General features: G+C 70.4%; 2 protein-coding genes. Both read left to right on the top strand.

Annotated elements, in window-relative coordinates; genetic code table 11:
- The coding region (locus tag VF542_RS04750; protein WP_408650561.1) for a lantibiotic dehydratase at positions 1-980 on the top strand (980 nt) is incomplete at its 5' end.
- A gap of 181 nt (positions 981-1,161) precedes the next feature.
- On the top strand, positions 1,162-1,614 hold a 453-nt coding region (locus VF542_RS04755; RefSeq protein WP_408650562.1), incomplete at its 3' end, for a M28 family peptidase.

The following is a 1,614-nucleotide window of genomic DNA, read 5'->3' on the forward strand; positions in this document are numbered from 1 at the left end:
GCTGCGCCGGCATCGCGGCTCGTGCCGCCCAGGTCTTCGCCGTCAGCGGCGAGCCGATCTGGAGTACCGCGATCCATTGCAGCCCGGACGTGATGCTGGCCGCGACCGGCCCCGAGGCGGTGGCGGCCGGAGATTTCCTGCTGGTGCTGGGCGAGCTGCACATGTCGGTGAACACCCTGGAAGGCAGGCTGTTCCTCCAGCAGCATCCCGGCCCTGACCGGCTGCTGTCCTGGGCGGAGGCAGACCATGCCACCACGGGCAGGATCTACGCCATCCCGCCGAAGAACTCCCTCGTCGTCTCCTCCCGCGGCTCGCCGCCCTCGGCGCTGCTCTCACCGGACTGGACGTACTGGTCCCGGTCGGAGGGAATCGATTCCGCGTGGCCGCCGGCCCCCGTGCTCGCGGCGGCTGACCTGGTGGTGACCCAGTCGGACGGGGACGAGTCGGACGGGGGCGAGTCGGCGGCCGGCCTGGTGGTGCGTTCGCGCCGCACCGGCGCGAGCTATGACCTGCTGGAGGTGCTCAGTGATTTCCTGTCCGGTGCGGTGATCAACACGTTCGGGCCGGTGGCTGCTGAGGGTCACCAGCCGAGGGTGACGATCGACCGCCTGGTGCTCAGCCGCGAGTCCTGGCGGCTGCCGGTGGCCGGGGCGAGCTGGGCGCTGGTCAAGGACGAGAGCGAGCGCTACCTGCAGGCACGACGCTGGCGTCACCGGCACGGCCTGCCCGAGCGGGGCTTCGTCAGCGTGCCGGTCGAGGACAAGCCCACCGCGCTCGATTTCGGCAGCCTGGCACTGGTCAATCTGGTCGCCAAGCTGATCCGGCGGACCGCCGAGGCTGACCCGGCGGGCAGCGTCCGGATCACCGAGCAGTTGCCCGACCTCGACCAGCTGTGGCTCCCCGACGCCGACGGCGAGCGCTACAGCTGCGAGCTCCGGATGGTGGCAGTCGACGGCGCCGGCGGCACCCGCCGAGCTTGAGCCGCCGGCAGGCGCAAGCGCAGGACATGCCGATGGCCTCCACTCTCGAAAACCTCGGCACATGAATTACACACGCTATTCACAAGTCGTCCAAATCCCCCTACTCTCAGGTTGGCTGGCACTACCGGCTCCGCGCGCCCTCCCAGCGCGCTGCGCATCCCCGTATCCCGAGGAGTAGGCGTTGAGAAGTAACCCCATCGTGCGCGGCCTGGTGGCGCTGGCCCTGGCCGCTACCGCCGCCGTGGCACTGCACACCCCCGCAGCGGCCCAGAGCACGGCAGCCCTGGCCGCACCGGACATCTCGCTGACCAACATGCAGGCCCACCTGTCGCAGCTGCAGACGATCGCCAACAACAACGGCGGCACCCGCCGGTCCACCACCGCGGGCTACACCGCCTCGGTGACCTACGTCTACGACAAGCTGGTCGCGGCCGGCTACTCGGTGGTCAAGCAGCCCTGCACCTCCGGCTGCACCGTCGGTGCCGGTCCCAACATCATCGCCGACTGGCCGGGCGGTGACCCCGCCCAGGTGGTCATGATGGGCGCCCACCTCGACAGCGTGAGCGCCGGCCCAGGCCTGAACGACAACGGCTCCGGCTCCTCGATGCTGCTGGAGGTCGCGCTCACCCTGGCC

The organism is Jatrophihabitans sp., assembly GCF_036389215.1.
Taxonomy (GTDB): domain Bacteria; phylum Actinomycetota; class Actinomycetes; order Mycobacteriales; family Jatrophihabitantaceae; genus Jatrophihabitans_A.